At 33.5% G+C, this 22,618-nt stretch carries 20 protein-coding genes and 1 pseudogene; 16 read left to right on the top strand and 5 right to left on the bottom strand.

The features are described from left to right. Window positions 1–44 precede the first annotated feature (44 nt). The 16 genes and pseudogenes from BLQ56_RS16625 (at window position 45) to BLQ56_RS16545 (ending at window position 18,260) form a co-directional block, all read left to right on the top strand. Window positions 45–1,871, top strand: a complete 1,827-nt coding sequence (locus tag BLQ56_RS16625; RefSeq protein WP_090856847.1) for a polysaccharide biosynthesis protein — start codon at window positions 45–47, stop codon at window positions 1,869–1,871. A 23-nt stretch (window positions 1,872–1,894) separates the two neighbouring features. Then, window positions 1,895–2,773 carry a UTP--glucose-1-phosphate uridylyltransferase GalU gene (gene galU / locus BLQ56_RS16620; RefSeq protein ID WP_090856844.1) on the top strand — a complete coding sequence of 293 codons (879 nt, stop codon included), beginning with the start codon at window positions 1,895–1,897 and terminating at the stop codon, window positions 2,771–2,773. Window positions 2,774–3,025: 252 nt separating this feature from the next. Further along, window positions 3,026–3,277: a hypothetical protein gene (locus BLQ56_RS16615; RefSeq protein WP_090856841.1), complete on the top strand. Its 252-nt coding sequence runs from the start codon at window positions 3,026–3,028 to the stop codon at window positions 3,275–3,277. 566 nt (window positions 3,278–3,843) lie between these two features. After that, entirely contained in the window at window positions 3,844–4,959 is a 1,116-nt protein-coding gene (locus BLQ56_RS16610) for a DegT/DnrJ/EryC1/StrS family aminotransferase (protein ID WP_090856946.1), read from the top strand. After that, the gene (locus BLQ56_RS16605; RefSeq protein ID WP_090856838.1) at window positions 4,959–5,600 is read left to right on the top strand and encodes a sugar transferase; all 642 of its coding nucleotides are present in this window, start codon (window positions 4,959–4,961) and stop codon (window positions 5,598–5,600) included. Before BLQ56_RS16610 ends, BLQ56_RS16605 begins: the two co-directional genes overlap by 1 nt. Beyond that, the gene (locus BLQ56_RS16600; protein ID WP_090856835.1) at window positions 5,597–6,580 is read left to right on the top strand and encodes an ATP-grasp domain-containing protein; all 984 of its coding nucleotides are present in this window, start codon (window positions 5,597–5,599) and stop codon (window positions 6,578–6,580) included. The genes BLQ56_RS16605 and BLQ56_RS16600 overlap by 4 nt, the downstream gene beginning before the upstream one ends. Next, a complete protein-coding gene (locus tag BLQ56_RS16595) occupies window positions 6,577–7,275 on the top strand; it encodes an HAD family hydrolase (RefSeq protein ID WP_090856832.1) in 699 nt (232 codons plus the stop codon). Before BLQ56_RS16600 ends, BLQ56_RS16595 begins: the two co-directional genes overlap by 4 nt. Before the next feature lie 58 nt (window positions 7,276–7,333). After that, window positions 7,334–8,425, top strand: a complete 1,092-nt coding sequence (locus tag BLQ56_RS16590) for a glycosyltransferase family 4 protein (protein WP_090856829.1) — start codon at window positions 7,334–7,336, stop codon at window positions 8,423–8,425. Window positions 8,426–8,448: 23 nt separating this feature from the next. Beyond that, entirely contained in the window at window positions 8,449–9,597 is a 1,149-nt protein-coding gene (locus BLQ56_RS16585; RefSeq protein ID WP_090856826.1) for a glycosyltransferase family 1 protein, read from the top strand. 1,294 nt (window positions 9,598–10,891) lie between these two features. Next, window positions 10,892–11,827 carry a glycosyltransferase family 2 protein gene (locus BLQ56_RS16575; protein ID WP_090856820.1) on the top strand — a complete coding sequence of 312 codons (936 nt, stop codon included), beginning with the start codon at window positions 10,892–10,894 and terminating at the stop codon, window positions 11,825–11,827. Window positions 11,828–11,949: 122 nt separating this feature from the next. After that, a complete protein-coding gene (locus BLQ56_RS24120) occupies window positions 11,950–12,579 on the top strand; it encodes a CatB-related O-acetyltransferase (RefSeq protein ID WP_090856817.1) in 630 nt (209 codons plus the stop codon). Window positions 12,580–12,601: 22 nt separating this feature from the next. Next, window positions 12,602–14,020: a lipopolysaccharide biosynthesis protein gene (locus BLQ56_RS16565; RefSeq protein ID WP_090856815.1), complete on the top strand. Its 1,419-nt coding sequence runs from the start codon at window positions 12,602–12,604 to the stop codon at window positions 14,018–14,020. 127 nt (window positions 14,021–14,147) lie between these two features. After that, a pseudogene (locus tag BLQ56_RS16560) lies at window positions 14,148–14,252 on the top strand (sugar phosphate nucleotidyltransferase); the annotation flags it as partial. Between the two features lie 309 nt (window positions 14,253–14,561). Next, a complete protein-coding gene (locus tag BLQ56_RS16555) occupies window positions 14,562–15,932 on the top strand; it encodes a UDP-glucose dehydrogenase family protein (RefSeq protein ID WP_090856812.1) in 1,371 nt (456 codons plus the stop codon). Continuing rightward, window positions 15,913–16,959: a GDP-mannose 4,6-dehydratase gene (locus BLQ56_RS16550; protein WP_090856809.1), complete on the top strand. Its 1,047-nt coding sequence runs from the start codon at window positions 15,913–15,915 to the stop codon at window positions 16,957–16,959. Before BLQ56_RS16555 ends, BLQ56_RS16550 begins: the two co-directional genes overlap by 20 nt. A 353-nt stretch (window positions 16,960–17,312) precedes the next feature. Then, the gene (locus BLQ56_RS16545; RefSeq protein WP_090856806.1) at window positions 17,313–18,260 is read left to right on the top strand and encodes a hypothetical protein; all 948 of its coding nucleotides are present in this window, start codon (window positions 17,313–17,315) and stop codon (window positions 18,258–18,260) included. A gap of 391 nt (window positions 18,261–18,651) precedes the next feature. Here the strand turns inward: BLQ56_RS16545 and BLQ56_RS16540 are convergent, their stop codons facing one another. From BLQ56_RS16540 to BLQ56_RS23630, 5 genes are all read right to left on the bottom strand, one after another. Further along, window positions 18,652–19,215, bottom strand: coding sequence for a nuclease-related domain-containing protein (locus tag BLQ56_RS16540; protein WP_238457299.1), 564 nt, complete (start codon window positions 19,213–19,215; stop codon window positions 18,652–18,654). Between the two features lie 142 nt (window positions 19,216–19,357). Continuing rightward, window positions 19,358–20,296, bottom strand: coding sequence for a DNA/RNA non-specific endonuclease (locus BLQ56_RS16535; protein WP_175490357.1), 939 nt, complete (start codon window positions 20,294–20,296; stop codon window positions 19,358–19,360). Window positions 20,297–20,534: 238 nt separating this feature from the next. Further along, window positions 20,535–21,575, bottom strand: a complete 1,041-nt coding sequence (locus BLQ56_RS16530) for a DnaD domain-containing protein (RefSeq protein WP_090856801.1) — start codon at window positions 21,573–21,575, stop codon at window positions 20,535–20,537. An 85-nt stretch (window positions 21,576–21,660) separates the two neighbouring features. Further along, the gene (locus BLQ56_RS16525) at window positions 21,661–22,134 is read right to left on the bottom strand and encodes a competence protein ComK (protein ID WP_090856798.1); all 474 of its coding nucleotides are present in this window, start codon (window positions 22,132–22,134) and stop codon (window positions 21,661–21,663) included. Window positions 22,135–22,235: 101 nt separating this feature from the next. Then, window positions 22,236–22,580, bottom strand: coding sequence for a helix-turn-helix domain-containing protein (locus BLQ56_RS23630; RefSeq protein ID WP_175490352.1), 345 nt, complete (start codon window positions 22,578–22,580; stop codon window positions 22,236–22,238). Between the last annotated feature and the right edge of the window lie 38 nt (window positions 22,581–22,618).

Below are 22,618 nucleotides of genomic sequence, written 5' to 3'. Positions count from 1 at the left end.
TAGCTAGATACTTTAATGCGTTAATTTGAAAAGGAGGGATAACCATGACTTATAAAATGAGGATGGGATTATTAATTGCAGTTGATTCGATAATTGTACTTTCTGCCATTTATTTTAGTTATTTTATGTTTCAACCATATTTAGGGATTTTTACATATCCATTACTTATGGTCAGCTCAATTAATCTATTAGTATTCCATCACTTATTTGCTTCAATATATAAGCTGTATCATAAAGCATGGGAGTATGCGAGTGTTGGAGAATTAGTTATTATCTTGAAAGCTGTGACGTTCTCGATTCTCTGTGTGTCTGTTGTTCAACAGATTATCTTTGGACATATTTATCTTCGAGTCTTATTTGTGACTTGGATGGTTCATATGATTTTCATTGGTGGTTCCCGATTTTCATGGAGAATTGTTAGAGATTCTTTAATTAAAGACAATGAAGTAAAAAAGCGTGCATTAATCATTGGTGCGGGAGCAGCAGGATCAATGGTTGTGAGACAGCTCGTGAAATATCATGATTCAGAGCTTGTCCCAGTAGCCATCATTGATGACGATGTGAAAAAGCATCACTTACAAATCTTCGGGATTCCAGTCATCGGTGGCATTGAAAAAATAGAAGATGTCGTAAAAGAACTAGAAATTGAAAATATCATTATTGCGATTCCCTCCATGAGTAAAAAAGAACTGAATGCGATCTATGCAGAATGTCGTAATACAAAGGCAAAAACGCAAATTATGCCAATGCTTGAAGACTTAATGCTTGGGAAGGTGTCAGTTAACCAGCTTCGTGAAGTAGAGGTAGAGGATCTACTAGGAAGAGAACCAATCGAACTAGATATGATTACAATCTCTGAGACGATTACAGATAAGGTTGTTCTTGTGACAGGTGCAGGTGGATCGATTGGGTCTGAAATTTGTAGACAAATCTCAGCGTTCCAGCCAAAGACACTTGTATTACTTGGCCATGGTGAAAATAGTATTTATCAGATTGATATGGAGTTACGGAATACATATAAAGACCAGTTTGAAATTGTCCCTGTGATTGCAGATGTTCAGGATCGAAATCGTATTTTTGAAGTAGTGAGTTCATTCAAACCACATGTAATCTATCATGCAGCTGCACATAAGCATGTTCCGTTAATGGAGTACAACCCAAAAGAAGCGGTGAAAAACAATGTGATTGGCACAAAGAATGTTGCAGAGGCAGCAGATACATTTGCGGTTGAGTCGTTTGTATTAGTGTCTACTGATAAAGCAGTCAACCCACCCAACGTGATGGGTGCATCAAAACGATTTGCTGAAATGGTTGTTCAATCATTGGCATTAACAAGTAAGACGAAATTTGCTGCGGTGAGATTTGGAAATGTATTAGGAAGTCGTGGGAGTGTTATTCCACTTTTCAAAAAGCAAATTCAAGCAGGTGGACCCGTAACGGTTACGCATCCTGATATGACTAGATACTTTATGACGATACCAGAAGCATCGCGCTTAGTCATCCAAGCAGGATCTCTTGCAAGAGGTGGAGAGATTTTCGTTTTGGATATGGGAGAACCAGTGAAAATTGTTGATCTTGCGAAGAACTTGATTAAGCTTTCAGGCTACTCTGTCGATGAAATGGGAATCCATTTCACAGGAATTCGTCCTGGAGAAAAGATGTATGAAGAGTTGTTAGATGAAGATGAGATCCATGAAAAACAAGTATTTCCTAAGATTCATATTGGGAAGGCTAGAGTATTTGATTATCATGTGGTTCAAGATTTGGTCGACCAGTATGAAGCAATGAGTATTGATGACATTCGAGCGTATTTATTGGGATATGCAAATAAAAAGGCTGTTGTAGGAGAGTTAGATCAAGTATCTGTATAAATAGGTTATGAGGTGGATGTTTGATGAAAAAAGTAAGAAAAGCGATTATTCCAGCAGCAGGACTTGGGACAAGATTCTTACCTGCAACAAAGGCAATGCCAAAGGAAATGTTACCGATCGTTGATAAACCAACGATTCAATATATTGTTGAAGAAGCAATTGAGTCCGGGATTGAAGATATTATTATTGTCACTGGTAAGGGGAAACGCGCAATTGAAGATCATTTTGATCATTCATTTGAACTGGAACAGAACCTGATTGAAAAGGGGAAGTTAGAGTTATTAGATGAAGTGCAAAAATCTTCGAAAGTGGATATTCACTATATTCGTCAAAAAGAGCCAAGAGGACTAGGACATGCTGTGTGGTGTGCGAGAAAGTTTATTGGAGATGAGCCGTTTGCAGTGTTGCTTGGGGATGATATTGTTCAAGCGGAAAAGCCGTGTTTGAAGCAGTTGATGGATGAGTATGAAGAGACGTTAGGTTCGGTGATTGGGGTACAGACGGTTCCTTCGGAACAGACGCATCGGTATGGGATCATTGATCCATTGGTTCAGAATGGTCGTAGGTATCAAGTAAGTAAGTTTGTTGAAAAGCCAGAACAAGGTACGGCTCCTTCTAATCTTGCGATTATGGGGAGATATATTTTGACTCCTGAGATTTTTATGTTTCTTGAGAAGCAAGAAACGGGTGCGGGTGGAGAAATTCAGCTGACAGATGCGATTCAGGGGTTGAATGAGATTCAGAGGGTGTTTGCTTATGATTTTGAAGGGACACGCTTTGATGTTGGGGAGAAGTTAGGGTTTATTCAGACGACGATTGAAATGGCATTGAGACGTGATGAGCTTAGAGGGGATTTGTTGGAGTATTTGTCTTCTGTTTTGGAGCGGAGTGTAGTGAGATAAGGAATAAGTTAGTTGATATATACATATGATGGTAGATTTGTTCCTTGGTTAGGGATGAATCTACTATGGTGATGTCTCTTTACCTTTATCAATGGGGGCACTCGGCTGTGCTGTGGGTTATGGACCTTAGATGCTGGTAGTTGTCATTGGTGTGGTGTGAGGGTGGGTTGGATGCCCGGTTTTTTAAATAATTTATACTAAATACGTTTAGGATTTAGATTTAAATGAAGAATCGTTTGGAGGTGCTACATCATGGGACCTACAACTGAGAGACAAGATATTAGAAGTGATGTGAGTGGTTTCATTTTAATTGAAGTGATTTCAATACTTTCAGTATTGATGATTATTAGTTTAATTGCTGTTCTTTCTGTTCGAGGAATTGTTGCTAAAGCAGAGAGTGATGTTTGTGAGGTTAATAGGTTAGAAGTAGAAAGAATGTATGAGGCTCAATTGGATCTTAATGAGATTGAACATTCAGATACAGTATTTGAGCAATATATATAAGGGTATGGAGATAAAGAAGTATGTCCAGTTCATGGTCAGATAACTTATGTTGAAGGGGTGATAGAGTGTAGTGTTCACCCAAGTGATAATGATAGTGAACAGGATGATGAGGAAGAGGAGAGTGTTCCTTTTTTATGAATGAAAGGTTTGGGGGCTGAACAGAGTAGATTGTATGGAATTTTTTTACAGCAGTTTCAGCTTTAACTTGTAATTTTAGGATGGGTATGGAATAAGGATTGAATGGGATAGGGGAACTGACTATCGTAAATAGATTTGATGTTGGAAACCTTGCAGGATAAGGGTTTGAGGCGTTTTTAGTGAGAATTATAGATTGATTGAATGGTTTATATAATAGGAAGAAACTCCGTTAGAAGTGACAAAAACCTAAATATCTATTTCGTATTTGCCTTATAGATTGAATAGATATTACGAGGTGGCTATTAGTAGTAGATAACAATTTTAGTGGTTTAGTAGTTGGTTAGAAGGAAGATCTTCTAAATAAGTCCTAATCTACTAAAATATTAACTTAACTAGGGAAGGAAGTCTAGAAAATGGAATCGACAAAAGTGAAAGAAAGAATATTCCTCTCTTCACCACATATGAGTGATGAGGGTTATGAAATGCGATATGTTAAGGAGGCTTTTGATACAAACTGGATTGCCCCCCTTGGTGAAAACGTAAATGGATTTGAAAGAGAACTTGCTGAGAAGGTTGGTTCTAAAGCTGCTGCAGCACTGTCTTCAGGAACAGCTGCTATTCATCTAGCTCTTAAAGCTGCAGGAGTCGAAGAAGGGGATATTGTATTCTGTCCAACACTTACTTTCTCTGCTACTGTAAATCCAATCATCTATCAAAATGCTATTCCTGTATTTATCGATAGTGATTATGAAACTTGGAATATGAGCCCAAAAGCATTAGAAGAAGCTTTTGAAAAGTATCCAGAAGTAAAGGCAGTACTGGTCGTTCATCTATATGGTTTGTCAGCAGATATGGACAAAATTATGGAGATTTGTAAGAAACATAACGTAGCGGTTATTGAAGATGCTGCTGAGTCACTGGGTACTTACTATAAAGGTAAGCATACTGGAACTTTTGGTGATTATGGCATCTTCTCATTTAATGGAAATAAGATTATAACTACATCTGGTGGGGGGATGCTTGTTTCTAATAATGAAGAAAGAATTGCTAAGGCAAGATTTTGGGCCACTCAATCTCGAGATCAAGCGAGGCATTATCAACATAGTGAATTAGGGTTTAATTATCGAATGAGCAATGTGGTTGCGGGGATTGGTAGAGGGCAGCTTAAAGTGTTGGATCGGAGAGTTGAAAAAAAGAGATATATTTTTGAGTTTTATAAAAGAGAACTTGGCGGACTTGAGGGTATTGAGTTCATGCCAAGTAATGAGTGGAATGAACCAAACTACTGGTTAAGCTCGATGACTTTGACAGGGAAAGTAAGGCCAATCGATATTATGGAGGCTCTTGAAAAAGAGAATATTGAATCAAGACCAGTGTGGAAGCCGATGCATATGCAGCCTTTCTTTAAAAAGTATGATTTTGTTGGTACTGATGTATCAGAAAAGTTATTTGAGAATGGTATCTGTCTACCTTCTGATACCAAGATATCGGATGAGGATTTGGAAAGAGTAGTTAAGATTATAAAAGGGTTGTGGTTGAAGTAATGAAAAAGTATAAAGGCGGAATCTATAAAAACTTATTAAAAAGGTCAATGGATTTTATACTTTCTTTGATTGCGGTTATAGTGCTTAGCCCGGTTCTATTAATAGTAGCCATTCTTGTGAGAGTTAAGTTAGGGAGTCCTGTGCTGTTTAAACAAAGAAGACCAGGACTTAATGAGCGGGTTTTTATGATGTATAAATTTAGAACAATGACTGATCAAAGAGATGACAATGGAGAATTGCTTCCTGACAGTGTAAGGTTAACGAAGTTTGGAAGATTTTTGCGTTCCACATCGCTTGATGAACTACCGGAACTTTTTAATATCCTAAAGGGAGATATGTCCATTATAGGACCAAGACCATTATTGGAGCAGTATCTTCCACTTTATAATGAACATCAAAAAAGACGTCATGAAGTTAGGCCTGGTTTATCTGGCTTAGCTCAGGTTAGTGGCAGGAATGCTATTAGTTGGGAAGATAAGTTTAACCTCGATGTAGAATATGTAGATAATATGAGTTTTATGAATGATTGGAAGATTATTTTTTCTACTATCAAGAAGGTATTTGTAAGAGAGGGTATTAACTCACAGACAGCGGCAACAATGGAGTACTTTAAAGGTAGTAAGGTAGGGGATAATAAATGAATGAGATTAACATATTAATTTTAAGTGCTGGAAGACGTGTAGAACTGGTTCAGTGTTTTCAAAAAGCAGCGAAAAAATTAGGTTTGAAAAGCAATATCGTAGCAGGGGACTGTTCGGATACTGCTCCCGCACTATATTTTGCAGACAGAACTTATAAGTTACCACGCATTATTATTGAACGTAATTATATTGATGCAATTATTGATGCTTGTAATCAAGAAAACATTTCCTTAATAGTTCCAACTATTGATACTGACTTGTTACTACTAGCAGAGAATAAAAGCATAATCGAGGAGAAAACAAATGCAAAAGTACTAATCTCTAATTATGAAGTTGTTGAGGTATGTAGAGATAAAATCAATACACAAAAGTTTTTAGAAGAGAACAGTTTTGGAATTCCTAAGATGTACACAGACGAAGAGATTGAAAATGGTGACCTACAGTTTCCGTTGTTTATAAAACCTAAGTCTGGAAGCTCAAGTATAAACACGTTTAAAGTAAATAACATTAGTGAATTAAATATCTATAAAGATATTGTTAAGGATCCTATAATTCAAGACTTCATGGAAGGTGAAGAGTTCACCGTGGATGTCTTTTTAGATTTTGATAGTAATATTATTTCAATTGTTCCAAGATTGAGGATAGCTACCCGTAGTGGTGAAATTTCTAAGGGTAAGATAATTAGAGACAGAGAGATTATTGATGATGTTACTAAGTTAATGAAGGTATTCAAGCCTATTGGGCATATAACTGTACAACTTATGAAGACAAACAAAGGCATAGAGTATATTGAGATAAATCCTAGGTTTGGTGGAGGAGCACCAATGAGTATAATGAGTGGTGCAGACTCTTGTGAAAATCTGTTTAGATTATTGATGGGTGAAAAACTAGAGTATAACGAAAATTATAAAGATAACCTTACATTCTTAAGATTTGATAGCAGCATTTGTTTAGATGAGAACAGGGAGCTAATGAAATGATAAAAGCAGTTATATTTGACTTAGATGATACCCTAATTTCAGAGAAGGAATATATCAAAAGTGGCTATCGACATATTGCTCAGATAATAAGTAATAGGTATAACAAAGATACAATAGAGTTATATGAATTGTTAATGAAACTATTTAAAGACAGTCCTAGGAATGTTTTTAATAGACTTCTTGACACTCTTGGGATATCGTATACTAAAAAAAATATAATAGAGCTCGTTGAAGAGTACCGTAATCATTTGCCAGATATAGAATTCTTCAATGATGTATTACCGTGTTTTGAATTGTTAAATAGCAAAAAAATTAAAACAGGTGTTATTACAGATGGTTATGCAAATGCTCAACAACAAAAGTTAAATTCTGTTAAAGCAAATAAATATTTTGATGAAATTATTGTTACTGATGAATTAGGAAAACAGTATTGGAAACCGCATCCTAAAGCATTTGAAATAATGAAAGATAAATTGAACGTAGAATTTAATGAAATGGTATATATCGGTGATAATCCAGAAAAAGACTTTTATATAAGTTGTGTATACCCTATTAGAACAATAAGAATTCATAGAGATGGTATTTACAAAAATAGTCTATATTTAAAAAATATTAAGGAAAATTATTCAATCCAGTCTTTAAATGAATTAAATTTAATAGTTGAGGACAATAATCAAAATAAACAGAAGGTGTAGTCTCTTGGTATAGTAAAAATGATTTAGAGACTGTTTGGTTCTAGTAAGGGGAGTAAAGATGGCAAGGATTTTAATTTTAGCCAATAATGATATAGGGTTATATAAATTCAGAAAAGAGTTAATTGAAGAGTTAGTTAAAACTTATGAGGTATATGCCTCGGTGCCGAGTGGAGAGTTCATACCTAAGCTTGCTGAAATAGGTTGTAATATAATTGAAACGCCGATTAGTAGAAGAGGAACAAATCCAATTACCGATTTGAATTTATTAAGGGAATATCTAAGAATTATAAAAAAAATAAAACCTGATGTAGTTTTGACATATACTATTAAGCCTAATGTTTATGGTGGCTTGGCTTGTAGATTGAGTAAAGTTCCTTATATTACAAATATCACTGGATTAGGTACAGCGGTTGAAAATGAAGGTGTATTTCAAAAAATTACATTATCTTTATATAAAGCAGCTCTGAAAAAATCTAAATGTGTATTTTTTCAGAATAAAGATAATGAGAAGTTCTTTATTAATAAAAAAATTATTAGCGATAATTATAGGTTGTTACCTGGATCTGGTGTTAACCTTGAGTATTATTCTTTGCTAGATTATCCAGCAAATAAATCTATAAATTTTTTATTTGTTTCTAGAGTAATGAAAGAAAAAGGTATTGATCAATTTTTAGAAGCTGCAGAATATATTAGAAACAAGTATCCCAACACCATCTTTCATATTTTAGGTTATTGTGAACAAGATTACGAAGAAAGGTTAAAAGAATTACAGAATAAAGGAATTATACAATATCATGGGATGCAAAATGATGTTAGAGAATTTCATAAGATTTCTCATTGCACAATCCATCCAACTTACTATCCGGAAGGTATGTCAAATGTTCTTTTAGAAAGTGCTGCTTGTGGTCGTCCTATTATAACAACTAATAGAGCGGGATGTAGAGAGATTATAGATAACGAGGTAAATGGTTACATTGTAGAACAACAAAATACTCAGGACCTTATAAATAAAATCGAGAGCTTTTTAAATTTAAACTATGATGGTAAAAAGCAGATGGGGCTAGAGGGTAGAAAAAAGGTAATAAATGAATTTGATAGACAAATAGTAATAGATGCTTATTTTGAGGAAATAAAAAGTACAATTAAATAAATGTAAAAGGATTGTTGTTTTTCATGCAAAAAAATGAACATATTACTGATATTGAACAGCCAGTACGTATATTACATGTTTTAGGGCGCCTAAATAGGGGCGGTGCTGAAACTATGATAATGAATATATATCGTGAAGTTGATCGTTCGAAGATCCAATTTGATTTTATTATTCATACAGAGGATAAATGTGATTATGATGATGAAATACGAGAGTTAGGAGGGAAAATCTATAATTTTCCTAGATATTCAGGTGTAAATCACTTTTCTTACAAAGATTATTGGAGAGCTTTTTTCAGAAGACATCCTGAATATAGAATAATTCATGGCCATATGAGAAGTACGGCAACTATATATTTGAGAATCGCTAAAAAATTCGAATTAACTACAATAGCTCACAGTCATAGTATATCTTCAGGTAGCGGTACTTCTGCGATAGTAAAAAATATATTTCAATACCCTATCCGCTTTATTGCAGATTATCTTTTTGCATGTTCTGAAAGTGCAGGAATTTGGTTATATGGAGAAAGGGCATGTAGAAGAGATAATTTTTTTATAATAAATAACTCAATAGACGCTAAAAAATTCCTCTATGATAGAAACACTGATATGAAAATAAGAGGAGAGCTAGGGATTGAAGGTAAATTTGTAATTGGTCATATTGGGAGATTTGCAATTCCAAAGAATCATGAGTTTCTATTAGACATATTTAAATCAGTACATGAAAAATTTGAGAATGCAGTTTTACTCTTGGTAGGAGATGGGGAACTTAGAGAATCAATAGAAAAAAAAGTTGTTGACTTAGAACTACAAGATAATGTTATTTTTACAGGGAAACAATCCGAAATTTATAATTTATTGCATACAATGGATATCTTTGTTTTCCCTTCGTTTTATGAAGGACTTGGTTTAGTAGTAATTGAAGCCCAAGCTTCAGGATTACGTTGTATTGTATCAGACAAGATACCTAAAGAAGCTTTTATTACAGATTTAGTAGAAGTAATCTCGTTAAAAGAAAAGAAAGATCGGTGGGTTAATAAAATTGTAAACATTGCCATTAGCCATAAAACAAATGAGAGAAAAAATACCTATAAACAGATTTTGTCAAGTGGTTACGATATTAAGAGCACAACAGAGTGGCTACACAATTTTTATTTGCAAGCTTCTAAATAATTAAATATAAAAAAAACTAAAAACAATTAAAATACTTACCGTAATAAAAGGCTAGCAATCACTAAATTATTGGTGAAAGGAAATAAACATGTATTTAATAATGGCATTTTTACTGGGAATATCATTTTATTTTGGGAACATACTATTGCCATTGTCAGGATTGAATATTCCTGTTTTTTATACAGAAATTTTAATTTTGGTCTTAACTATGTATTATCTAATAGTGACTAAAAGGGCATTGGTTGATAAATATACAATTGTTATATTCATTCTAATCTTTATCCATTCAGTTACTTTGTTTATTACACAGGATTTTGTAAGAGCACTTGAGGGAGTAAAAACGTATCTATTTCTATTTGTAATTTATTACAGCATAAATAATTTCCTTATGCATTTAAACCAAAAGAAAATATTTAAGTTCATTAATACTTTTGAATTTACCTTTTTCTTATTTGCAATTTTTGGTATATACAAAATAGTAATATCTAATAATCTATATTCAACAAACACTATTTATATGTACAAAAGTTATTTCATATTGCCATTTGGGAGTAGTAATTATATTTCTCAGATAATGTTATTTTTCACTATTACCTTTTTAATCAGTGCTTTAAATAATAGAAAGATTATTTATTATTTATTTTCTACTTTGGGGATAACCTCCTTATTTTTATTAAATTCCAGATCTGCTATCTTATCTCTAATTATCACAATATTAATATTCTTTATTACGTCAGTAAGAAAAATGAGATTTAACTTAAAAGCCTCTGTATTGTTTAGTTTAGTAGTTATATCATTATTTATAGTGGGTAAAGAAACTGTTTTCTTTACTTTAATACTTGATAGGTTTAACTCTGAGAGTAGTAATATATTATCGAGATTAAATCAATACAACGACATAATCAATTATATTTTTAATAATGGAATAATTAAATTTTTTATTGGTAATGGAATGGGGACAGAAAAAAGTATTTTTAGTGATGGTTTGCTCATACACAATATATTATTAAAACTTATCTTTAGTATAGGTTTATTAGGCATTTTACTCTATGCTATATACTATTATTTCTTTTTATCTGATTTATTGTTAGTCTCGAGGGAAGAAACTGAATTAAAAAAATACTTTTATTCAATTATTGCCTTAGGAATCTCTTCTTTTGTAGAACCAGTACTATACACTTCTTTTATTGAATACTTTCTAGTAATTTACTTAGCTTTAGTAAGTACCTTGAAAAGAAAATTAGTACAATAAAGAATATATGCAGAGAGACATTGACTTACTAGGAGGAATTTTATGATCGGGATAGTAATTTTAAATTATCTAGCATATAAAGAAACAATTAATTGTATAAATTCTATTTTTGATACTTGTAAAGAAAACTATAAGGTATATGTTATAGATAATAATTCGAAAAATGAATCCTATGATATGTTAAAACAGACGTTCGATCAATATGAAAACATTAACATAATAAAGAATACAGTAAATTCAGGTTATTCAGCAGGGAATAATATAGGGATTAAACAGGCAATTCAAGACGGATGTGAATTCATATTAATATCTAACAGCGATATTATTTTTCACAGAAATAGTATAAAAGAATTGAAGGATTATTTAATAAAACATAATAATGTTGGTATCGTTGGGCCCAAAGTTTTAGAAATATCAGGTGAAATTGATAAAAAATCAAGAATGTTTTTAAAGACAGGTGTAAAGGAAAAATTATTTGCTAGAACAAAATTACGTAGATTTAATTATAAAAATTTATATAGAGAATATTATGGATTAGATAAATCATTTGAAGAAGAACAAGAAGTATTTGCATTATCCGGATGTTGTTTTATGATGAGCAAAAAAATTGCAGAACTTATTACTCCTTTTGATGAGAATACCTTTTTGTATGAAGAAGAAGTAATAATTGGTATAAGAGCCGCCTCTACAGGTCTAAAGACATTTTATATACCCAGGGCTGTAGTCACCCATTTTCATGCAGTTAGCTCAAAACATATAGGAGCATTTAGCTTAATACATCTAGTAAATAGTGAAATATACTATTGCAAAAATTATTTAAATGCAAAAAACTACGAAATATTACCAATTTATTTAGTGAGAGTTTTATTATATTTATCTAGATGTATTAACGATAGTAATTATAGAAAAAATTTAATTGTATTTTTAAAACAAACGCAAATGAGGTTATGGTCTAAGGATGGACTGGGGAATACTTAACAATTACCATATAATTTTCATCGAGTAGATAGCTTCTTTTTATCATGTTATTATAAAACGTTTAAATCATAAGGAAGACCATTAGTGCCAAATCTTTGATGAGTTAAATGAAGGGGAACAATATGATTAGACTAGCAATTAAAAAAATAACAAATTCTGTGAAATTACTATTATTTAAGAGAAGTTGGAGAAAAAAGAATATCCATAATAATACAACAGTAAAAAACCTTTTCCCGATAGATAAAGTATTGGTAGGGAAAAAAACTTATGGGCCGATTTTTGTAAAAACATATGGTAATCCAAATGAAAAATTAACTATAGGTTCTTACTGCTCAATAGCAGGTGATGTTAAATTTCTTTTAGGCGGGGAGCATTCATACACAGGCTTATCTACATTTCCTTTCAAAAAGTATGTATGTGGTTTAAATGAAGATACATTAACAAAAGGACAAATAATTTTACAGGATGATGTTTGGATTGGAGAAAGGTCTTTAATACTATCTGGTGTTACTATTGGTCAAGGAGCAATAGTTGCTGCAGGTTCTGTGGTCGCTAAAGATATACCTCCATATGCTATTTATGCAGGAGGAAAAGTAATAAAATATAGATTTCCTGAAGATGTAATTAAAAGATTATTGAAATTTAACTATTCAAGTTTAAGTGATGAATTGATTATAGAAAACATAGATACATTATATAAAGAGCTTAATATTGATATGTTAAATAATAGTTTTATTAAGGATTTACTGTAATGATATGATAGGAGTAAAGTAATTGAATACAAAAGCGAGGTCACTCATTGAAAATTTTTCCTATGCTATAACCGCAAATATTATATCACTTCTTATATCAATTTTAGTAGTTCTGATTGTTCCTAAGATAATTGGCGTCCAGGAATATGGCTACTGGCAATTATATTTGTTCTACGCTTCATATGTTGGTTTTTTACAGTTTGGATGGAATGATGGAATATATTTAAGATATGGAGGAGAAAAATATAGCCATTTAGATAAAAAGCTCTTCTTCTCCCAGTTCTGGACACTGGTAAGTTCACAAATAATTTTTGCTGGTCTAATAATATTATTAACATTTACTTTTACTAATGATATAAATAGAAAATTTGTGCTATTTATGGTATCGTTTTGTACAATAATTTTGGGTACTAGAGCAATGCTTGTTTTTCTTCTCCAAGCTACAAATAGGATTAAAGAATATTCTAAAATAATAATGGCAGATAGGATATTATATTGTTGTCTGGTCATTGCAATAGTAATAATGGATATTACAGACTATAAATCATTGATATCTGCAGATTTAATTGGGAAGTTTATCTCTCTAATGATTGCGATGTTTTTTTGTAAGGATATTGTTTTTCAGAAAGTAAATACTCTATATTTTAATTTTAGGGAAACGTTTGAGAATATTAGTGCTGGAATAAAATTAATGTTTGCAAATATAGCTAGTATGCTAATTATTGGTGTAGTTAGATTGGGCATAGAACGATCATGGGATATCTCAACATTTGGTAAAGTCTCCTTAACATTGAATATATCTAATTTTCTCATGATATTTATAAATGCTGTGGGAATAATTCTGTACCCTGTCTTGAGAAGAACAAATGACAAACAATTATCCAATTTATATGTAACTATTAGGGACAGCTTAATGGTTATTTTGCTAGCTATTTTAATAATATATTATCCTCTATATTCTGCCTTGTCAGATTGGTTACCTAGTTATTCAGAGAGTCTACGATATATGGCATTTTTATTACCAATGTGTGTTTATGAAGGTAAAACAGCTTTACTTACTAATACTTATTTAAAAACATTAAGAAAAGAAAAAGCAATGCTTAGAATAAATATAATATCACTATTCATGAGTGTTATTATTACTTTGTTTACTACTATTATTTTTCAAGACTTGAATTTATCGATATTTTCAATAGTTTTTTTATTGGCTGTTAGGTCAATATTAGCAGAACTATATTTATCAAAGTTACTTGGAATTCCGATATATAAAGATATACTATTAGAATCTTTGATGACGCTTTGTTTTATTTCTACTGCATGGTATATAAACTCATGGGTAACAGTTATTTTATATGTAGTAGCATATCTAATTTATTTGACTATAAAGAGAAAAGATATTGTTAATACGACAAAGAGTATACGTTCTCTTATAAAAACTTAAAAAGAAATTTGAGTGGAACTTCTAAGAATTTAGGGAAACTGCAAAAAGTAGTGAAAAGGGTAATTGTTTTATTAAAAATAATATTTTACATTTCAAATATCAGTTTTAATAAGGGGAGAAAGAAGTTATGAAAGGAATAATTTTAGCTGGGGGTAGTGGAACTCGTCTTTATCCTTTAACTATGGTAACAAGTAAACAATTATTACCGATTTATGACAAGCCAATGATTTTTGGAACACTGGGGCCAGACCCCCAATCAACTAAAGTTTAAAGCGTTAAAGTGTATAAAAGGGGTCAAGGAGGAACTTTGTTCCGATCCTTACTAAAATTTCTTGTCACAGATATAAGACTTTAAAAACCTGATTGATATTAATTTCTCTCTCTAATGCGTTAGGTACATGAATTATGGATGAATATCAGATTAGCAAAAGAAAGCTATCTTAAGATATTTAAGTAGGAAAATAATTAAATCTGGAAAGTAAAGGACACTCAGTATTATGAGATGTCTTTTTTGTTTTTTATGAAGAAAGGAAGGGTCACTATGTATAAAATAGCAGTAGCAGGAACAGGTTACGTCGGTTTAGTAGCTGGCGTTTGTTTTGCTGAAGTAGGTCATCAAGTAACCTGTGTTGATATTGACGAAGCTAAAGTAAACTTAATGAAGTCTGGAGTTTCACCAATCTATGAAACTAGTTTAGAGGAGTTAATGCAGAAGAATTATGCTGCGGGAAGAATAGATTATACGACTGACTTCAAATCAGCTTACAAAGACGCTGATGCAATTTTTATTGGTGTGGGTACACCTGAACAACCTGATGGATCTGCAAATCTATCATATATTGCAACTGTTGCTAGACAGATTGCTGAATCGGTGGAAAAAGATTGTCTAGTTGTTGTGAAATCTACTGTTCCGGTTGGAACAAATGATAAGGTAGAACAGTTTATACAAGATTTCCTAGTTAATGGTGTAAGAGTAGAAGTGGCGTCTAATCCAGAATTCTTGGCTCAAGGTTCTGCTGTTCAAGATACTTTACATGCAGAAAGAATCGTTATTGGTACAGAAAGTAAGTGGGCTGAAGATTTATTAATGAAGATTTATGAACCATTTCACTTACCAATAGTATCAGTAAATAGAAGATCGGCTGAAATGATTAAGTATGCTTCTAATGACTTTCTTGCTCTTAAAATTTCCTACATGAATGACATTGCTAACCTGTGTGAATTAGTTGGTGCCGATATTCAAGATGTGGCAAAAGGTATGAGTTATGATGAGCGTATTGGTAGCAAGTTTCTAAATGCGGGTATTGGTTATGGGGGCTCATGCTTTCCGAAAGATACAAAGGCGTTAGAGTATATTGCTAGACAAAATGGATACGAACTTAAAACCATTAAGGCGGCTATAGATGTTAACAAAGAACAGAAAACAATGTTATATAAGAAAGCTAGTAAGAGCCTCATTACTTTTAATCTTCTTAAGGTAGCTGTACTTGGTTTAACGTTTAAGCCTGGTACAGATGATCTAAGAGAAGCAGCATCTCTTGAAAATATTCCTTTACTATTGGAACAAGGCGCCAATATTTTTGCATATGACCCGGTTGGAGCAGAGAATTTTTCTAAAGTTCATCCAGAAGGTAAAGGTGGTAGAGGTAGTATTACTTATGTTTCTAACATAGAACATGCATTACAGGATGCTAATGTTTGCTTTATTTTCACTGAATGGGGAGAAGTTAAAGCAGTCACACCAGAAAATTATAAAGACTTAATGAGAACACCTTTAGTATATGATGGAAGAAATCTTTATCGTTTAGAAGATATGCAAAACGCAGGGGTTGAATATCACTCGATTGGTAGAAAATCCACAGTAAAAGAAGCTAAAAAGGAGTCGAAGAACCTTGAACTACAGAACTCTTGATCGTAGTAAAACCTATTTAATTACTGGGGCAGCAGGTTTTATTGGATACTATTTATCTAAAAAACTACTAGAATACGGTTGCAAGGTAATAGGTATTGATAATATCAATGATTATTATGATGTAAATCTTAAACATACTCGTTTGGACCAATTGGAGCCTTATGAATTGTTCACTTTTATTAAAGGTGATATTTCAGACAAAGAGCTGATCATGGGGATCTTTGAAGAGTACAAGCCTAATGTGGTAGTCAATCTTGCTGCCCAAGCAGGGGTACGCTATTCAATAGAGAATCCAGATGTATATATTCAAAGTAACATCATTGGTTTTTATAACATCCTTGAAGCATGTAGACACCATCCAGTAGATCATCTCGTATATGCTTCATCTAGTTCTGTTTACGGAGCTAATAAAAAGGTTCCTTTTGAAGAAACTGATTTTGTGGATACCCCTGTATCACTATATGCATCTACAAAGAAATCAAATGAGTTAATGGCTCATACATATAGTCATCTTTATAAGATTCCAGCAACTGGACTTCGCTTCTTTACAGTTTACGGACCGATGGGTCGTCCTGATATGGCTTACTTTGGATTTACAGACAAATACTTCGCGGGTGAACCAATCAAAATCTTTAATAATGGTGATTTTGAAAACGACCTTTATCGTGACTTTACCTATATTGATGACATTGTTGAAGGAATTGAACGGCTAATAAGTACTCCACCTACAGGAGAGGTACAACATAAAGTCTTTAATATTGGGAACAACAGTCCAGAAAAGTTAATGGTGTTTATTAATACATTGGAAAAAACTTTGAGTAATGCAATGGATAAAGAAGTTGAATTTGATAAAGTTTTTGAGCCAATTAAGCCAGGTGATGTTCCAGCTACTTATGCTTCTACCGACGCATTACAAGAAGCAGTTGGCTTTAAACCGAAAACCTCAATTGAAGAAGGGCTTCAGAAGTTTGCTGATTGGTATGTGGATTATTATAACAAGAAGAAGGTACCAGAAGTCACGCGTTGATATTTGAGGATAGGGGCCGAGTGGTCCCTGTTTAATAATGGGGTTAGACCCCTCTGCTAAAGAGTTTAAGCAGTTAAGACGTGGGGGTGGATAGACCTTGCAGTGTTTCTGCAAGGTTATTGGTGTGTTTATTAACTTCCCATATATATAATTAAACTTCAATTAACTGTTTTCTGGTGATCATAACAATAGATTTTGCCGTTGAATTTTTTATTTGATAAACAATAAGTTTTACTTTATTGAAACATGTTTATTACAGATATATAAGTAGAATTAAAGGTAGTCTTTTCTTCTGGTATTGCTGGGACCGTACACTTTTGTAGAATAATAATTTTAAATGAAAGAAGAATCTTATGAAATATATAATTACTGGATTAGTTTTAGTTATCCCACTCTGTATTTCATTCCTAATGCATTTAAATGTCTTTTCTAAGGCTTTAGGTGATGCAAATGGTTGGTTAGGATATTGGGGTGGTTATTTAGGGGCTTTAATCGGAGCTGCGACAGTTTACTTACTTACAAATAAACAAATTCAAGCACAAAAAGAATTGCATAAGGAAACACTTAACGGACAATTAAAGCTCCATGAAAGCAATCTTATACAACAAAGAAAGCTTCAAATGGATAGTATTGAAGAAAGTGCGAAAGTCAATGATCAAAGACAGCGGGAACTGATAATTGCTCAGTTGAAAATAAGTAAAATTGAATTAATAATACAGGATTTAATTACCATTCAGACGCTTAGTACAGAAAGGTTTAATAGTCTTAGACATTATAATCAATATAACGTATTGAAAAAGTCGTTGGTCAAAAGTATAAAAAACAAAAGAAGTAGAATAAGAGCTCAAATGATTTTAGATAGAAAATCAGTTACTATGAGTAAATCTACAATTACGATACAGTTAGGGAGACTGAACAATATACAAAGAAAGTACAAGAGGTTTAAATTAGATAAAGCCTTAGAGTTAAGAAAATATTATTTAGAAAAAATTGATGAGATATTAGAAAAAGAAACAGATATTAGAAATGAAATAAGAAAGCACTCCGCAAAAATTAAATCAAATGCAATGATTAGTAATTTTGATGATGAATTAAATGAATATAGGGGTTATCTTAATAATGTCTCAGAAGTATTTTATGAAATCGTATCTAAAGATAGATTATCAGAACTAGGTTTTTATGGATTGATTGATTTTCATGTTGATAAGCATCTGATTGAAACGAATAAGGCATTAAATAAATGTAAGAAAAGGTTAAGTGAAGAGCTTCTTTTATTTTCTAGAGGGGAGGTTAAACCTTAAATACAGGGGAGAGACACCCACTCAGCTAAAATAATTTAAGCGTTGAAGAGTGGTTTGGATTGACCTTGCAGGGGATTCTGCAAGGTTATTGGTGTATTTGTTATTAACTCTTTAATTTAACCTCAATCAACTGTCTTCTGATGATCATAACAATAGATTTTGCCTTCAAATTTTTTATTAGATAAACAATAAGTTTTAACTTTATCTGAAACATGTTTATTACAGATTATACAAGTAGAACTTGATCCAGTCTTTTCTTCTAGAACATTGGTCTTTAATGCACGTTTATGCTCTTCTCTAACCTCCGGATCCTTAATGTTAGCTTTGGAAAAGATATTGAAAAGGGTTAGGATTTCTCTTTCAGTTAGGAGAGGTTCTTTGTATTGAATCTTTAAAACAGAGATATCTTCCTATGGATAAACTCTGACAATTCAATGTCATAAACAATCATTTCATTGGATGATATTTTACGGTAATCTAAATCTACTTTAAATGTGCAACGTTTTGTAAAAGATACCATAGAGATAAATAAATCATGGTACTTCTCATCAATAAGTGAAGTTAATGCTTTTATATGCCCATAGTTTTGTATAAAGGGGTTCATCATTTTAAACTTCCCATTAACTAACCATGTTTTTCGATCCTTCCCGCCATAGATCGTTCCTTGATAGTTCTTCGTTTCTATAGAAAAGATCCCGTATGGAGTCAAGACTACATGGTCAATTTGTGAATATCCTGACTTTGCTTTCGGGTTCTTTATGAGTAGATCGCTTAAATAGCGACAATCCTTTGGTAGTTGATCAAGTTGTATATCAATCTTATATTCTCCTATTTCACCTTTTCTAGTAGCGACCTTTTCATCCGGTTTATTTGGTATAGGAGCGGTTGTATTAGCTTGTTGTTTAGGATTTTCCTCGTTCTTTTTCTTCTTTAAAAAGTTTAGGAATAATAACATGAACAATCTCCCTATAATTTAATAGATGTAATTATAACTTTTTGTAGGAGTTTTCACCATACTTAGTACTAAAAACGAAAAATCCACCTATACAAAAGGTGGACTAGCTTTTTGTTTTTCATTTGCCTCAAGGTCTAGGGTCTTACTCACCTACCATACCGTCACCATCACGATCATCCATATATTTATAGAGCCAATGATCACTCGTTATTGGCATACTAAAACCTGCTTCTTTTGCTTCTTTAATCGTCACCTGTCCATTTCCGTTTGTATCAACACTAGAAATATCACCGCTTGTGTTTGAACTAGGTGTTTCAGTTGGCTTACTGCCTGTTAAACCGAGTGATGCATTTACTTCATCAGGGTTCACATTATCAAATGTATCAACGATCTCGTTACCCATTAAAGTATAGGTATACTGATAACTTGAAGGAATCTGCGTTTCCGTATTCGGATAAGTGATAATTGCTTCAAAATTAGTAGCTCCACCTGCACTACGGATCATTTCTTCCATATAAGCTTGATCACCATGTCGGTTGAGCTTACTATCCTGCGGGGTAATATTATAAGCATTCGCTACCCCACCGAGAGAATCAGCAATGATATGTCCTTCATCTAAAATGTCACTTTCGACACCTGGAACCTTTGCCTCATCAGAATAGTATCTACCAGACGATAATACTGGTTCATTACTATCATCTTGTAGAATGATTTCGTCAGCGATGACACGTACTAGTTGCCCGTATTCATTCGTAAATGCCCAATATTCACGTTCCCCATAACCAATGTCAACGACGACGTTAGGTTCACGATATCCAGACAAATCACCACCATCAACTTCAATAAGTTTGTATCCTGAGAACAGTTCATTATTTGGTTGGGTTGGTGTTTCCTCTACTATCGGTTCATCAACAACCACACTGGTCGTTTCTTCTTTTTCACTATTTTTATTTGTTTCAACTGTGGTTACTTCTTGTGAATCTGTTTCTACATCTGTAATTGAAACATCTTCTACGTTGGTACAACCAACCATAAAGATGGTGGTTAAAAGTAAGATTAAATAGTTCATTTGCTTTTTAATTTTAAAACTCTCCTTTATCGTTCCACATTGTTCATTCTAAAAACTCGGATTATTAACATTGTTAACACATAGATAATAGTATAATCCAAGATTAACTTTATTTCAGTAGATACTTTATTCCAGACCGGAAAATCATCTAACACGCTTAATATGTATTCTTAATTGTCGTGCTCGGTCAACTGTCACATATCCAGCCGAGTAGTTTCACCATACTTAGTAGTAGATGACCCATCCAATGTCAACACAACCGTGTTTCTCTTTTCTTTCTAGCCAACGTCTCAAACCTCTCAGCTCTTTCCTTCGTTCTCTTTTCTAGCTCTTTATTAAGATTGATTCTTTTATTCAGTAGTATTCTAATATGCTCTTCTTCAAGTAAAGGGTGATATTGCTGGACATCTTTTATAATGGTTTCAGCAGCTTTTCCTAAAGAAATACCAATGCGGATTAGGTCTTCAGCTTCTGGGATATCCTGTTTTTTAGGTGGTTTTGTTTTCTTAGATATTGATGTTCCCTGTGGTTGAGATCTTTGCTCCTTGTACCGCTGTCTAGCCGCATGTACATCTGATACCGATGTATATTGTTTATCCACCCAATCTCTTAGAATGGCTTCCACGTATGCCCATGTTTTAGAGCCTCGTTCTATTGCGTATTTCATTGCTTCGATGATTAGCTCGTCTGATAGAGTAGTAGACCATGCTGAAATGGTTTCAGAGATATAGGGACCAAGGGTTCCAAATCCATTTTCCTCGAAAAAGGAATGGGATTGGAGTTGATTTTCCGCGGGCGCTTTTTTTACATCTTCTAAAATCTCTGTAGTACTTTCTGAAGTGCTCTCAGGTAATGGTGTGTTCAAACTGTCGTTGGCAGAAGACCAGGTTGAGTTTGGGGTCTGTTCAGGTTGGACGTCTGGTCCTACTAGATTGTCAGGCTGGGCCAGTTGTTTAGCTTCGTTGGCTAGTTCCTCTAGCTTTCTATAATTAATTCGATACCATTTGGTGTTGTCGATTTTCATTTTGTTGAAATTACCAGAGATGACAAGACCTAGACTTTCGAGCTTTGTAATGGTTCTACGGATGGTGCTGATCGACCAGAAGGGGAATTGCTTTGCCCAATCTTCATAGGAGTTGTAGACCCATTTGTAGGAATCATGATTGTTTGTACTTTTTTCAAGCCAGTAGTGCATTTGTTGAAGGATGATGCTTTCGTTTAGTCCGATTTTATTGGCTAATGAGGGAAAAACGAGTAGAGGACTTTCATTGATATAGAGAGTAGTTGTCATTAGTGGGAAAACTCCTTTAGGTTTTTAGTTTGGTAATGGGGTAGGGTGTTTATTTTATAATAAATGCTTGTAGATTTAGGGCGTGCTAGTGATTCGTGAATTGCAGGATACAGATGGCTGTTCTTTGCATTTGTTTCTGTAGGGTGTAGTGTGATTCATTCATGGGAAGGGATTGTTCATTTTTAAAGAGGATGATTGATTGTGCAGGTGAGTCTTTTTGCTGCTTGGCTGGTAGGATTGATTTCACGTGGTTGTAGAAGATCCAGTTGCATTGGAAGGCGTTTGGTGAATTTGTCGGGAAGGCGAAGATGTGAGATAGCGGGTTAATTGGAATTGGGACTTTTTGTAGGGAACCGGTTAAGTGGGTGACTGCTTTTTGTCTGCCCTCGAAGGTTGAGCCACCGTCCAAGCAGGAGGCTTTGATGAGTTGGAGGGGTGTTTTGGTGACATATAGCTTTCGGTTAGTTTCGATCACGATTGTGCTATAGTCGGTGTGGGCGGCTGATAATAGGGTCATTGTGTTTGGGTTGATAGAGTATTCATTTTGTAGATTGTGCATGTTTGCATACACTCCTTTTTGTATGGTGATTGAGGATTGTAAGAGGTGGAAGAGGGGGACTGACTGAGACTCAGGTAATAAGGAGGAGGTTTCTGAACGAGTTACTTTTTCTGATCGAATGTTTTTAATACAATTTCAATGATGTCGGACACTGACTTCTGTTCATCTACGGTGCGTTTCGATAGCATATCGACTATTTCAATTAACGTGTGAGACTGTTCGATCTGTCCTAGTTGCTCTGAGTAGGCTAGTAGTTCAGAGAGGGTCGTATCGAGAGCTGCCGCAATCGTTTCTAAGTTTTCCAGTGTACCAGACTTTACTGCGCGCTCTAATTCTCCGAGATATTTGGTTGATATTCCAGCTGCTTGTGCTAAATCGTCTTGATTCCATCCTTTTTTCAAACGTAAATTTCGAATTCGAATGCCAATTACCTTTCGATTATACAAAAAAATCACCTCTTGGCTTAAGTTAATCCTAGAGGTGG

This window comes from Litchfieldia salsa, from assembly GCF_900104555.1.
In the GTDB taxonomy this organism is placed as follows: Bacteria; Bacillota; Bacilli; order Bacillales; family Bacillaceae_L; genus Litchfieldia; species Litchfieldia salsa.
The sequence above is the reverse complement of the archived record's forward strand: the minus strand, read 5'-3'. Positions and strand labels throughout refer to the sequence as shown.